1 protein-coding gene is annotated in these 1,627 nt (G+C 61.2%); it reads left to right on the forward strand.

Annotation, left to right across the window (positions count from 1 at the left end; translation table 11 throughout):
• Positions 1-749: 749 nt before the first annotated feature.
• Positions 750-1,604, forward strand: coding sequence for a hypothetical protein (locus AC11W3_RS09555; RefSeq protein WP_484092920.1), 855 nt, complete (start codon positions 750-752; stop codon positions 1,602-1,604).
• Positions 1,605-1,627 lie beyond the last annotated feature (23 nt).

Here is a 1,627-nt window from a genome sequence, read left to right on the forward strand (position 1 = left end):
CTGCAAGGCTTGATGGTTCGCCTCCGGAACCACCTCTTCCATCCGTTCCAGGTTCTTGGTCTCGGCCTGGAGCAGGCCACGGAGGTACTGTTTCACTAGGGTTTGAACCGTTCGCGTCCGCCGGCGGAAAGGGTGACCGAAGCGATCACACAAGCTAACGAACCGCCGACCCATCTTCGCCAGCCGCCCCACCTTGGGGTCGGCAGTCGCGTTTTTTAACCCCTTCCGAAGCGGTACCTCTCATCGTTCACCTGGCTGTGCCTTGCCTCTTGATAAAGCATGCATTATCCTTGCTTATCTACCAAAATCAATCAGATGAATCTGACAAAGTAGAATTAGCTGAGTCTGACAATATTATTTTCAACCCTGACCATCAATAGGTAGCACCCCAGTTAACCGTGGTAAGTGATGAAAGACCTTGAAAAGGGGGAGGTCCACGGTAGCCCCTTAAGAGGTAATTACACCTTTGCATCTGCAGGAGGTTGCCGATGGACCCACAAGAGCAATGCTGTCATAACCCAGCGTGCTCTGACAGGGGGCCGCGTGGGCGGGGTAACCGCTGTATTCCTAGCCGTAGGGAACAGCGCTACCGCGGTAGCACCTGCGGGTGGCCCTTTGCGGCCACGACAGGCACGGTGTTTTATCGGCAGCGGACGGCGACCGAAGTGGTAACGTTGGGGTTGACCTTGCTTTGTCACGGCTGTCCACTCCAGGCTATTGTTGCGGCGTTCGGTTTTGAGGAGCGTCCCGTGGCGCAGTGGCAGGCCCGTGCTGGCGCGCACTGCCCACAAGTCCATGAGCATCTTGTACAACCAGGCCAGGTAGAGGTGGGGCATGTGCAGGCTGATGAGCTCTGGGTGAAGCTGGTAGGCAAACGCGTGTGGATGGCGATGGCTCTGGCGGTGCCCTCGCCTCTGTGGCTGGGTGGAGTGATTAGCCCTCACCGCGACCATGCCTTGATCACCGCATTGGTTCAGCGGGTTCGTGCCGGTGCGCAGAGCCTGGCTATCCTGGTCTGCGTGGACGGTTTGGCGAGCGATGGAACAGCCTTTCTGCGCGTCTTTCGGCACAAGGTAGTGACGGGGCGTCGGGGACGGCCACGGCTGGTTGTGGAGTCGGGTCTGCTCATCGGCCAGGGCATCAAGCGGTATGCCCGGCGGCGGGGGGTCAAGGTCGTGCACCGGGTGGTGCGCGGGACCGCCCAAGCCCTTGCCAAGGGGCTCAACGCCACGGGCGGAACCGTGATCAACCCCGCCTATATCGAGCGGCGCAATGCCACCTTTCGCAGCGCCCTGGCACCGCTGGGGCGCCGAGGGCGCACCCTGGCTCACAAAGAGGCGGTGCTGACTGCCGGGATGTATCTGGTGGGGTGTGCTTACAACTTCTGCTGGGCTCCTGACAGCCTGCGGCTGGCAGCGCCCGAGAATGCGCCCCGGCCAGGGCAAGAAAGGACCCCGGCCAGGGCCGCCGGGCTGACAGACCACCGCTGGACCCTGCGTGAGCTGTTGCTGTTCAAGGTCCCCCTGCCCGCGTGGGTTACACCTAAACGCCAAGGACGCCCCCATAAGCAGAAACGGCAACCAATGATGGCAATGGCAGCGTGACCACGGTTAACTGCGGGGCTACC

Source organism: Geomonas sp., from assembly GCF_056994735.1.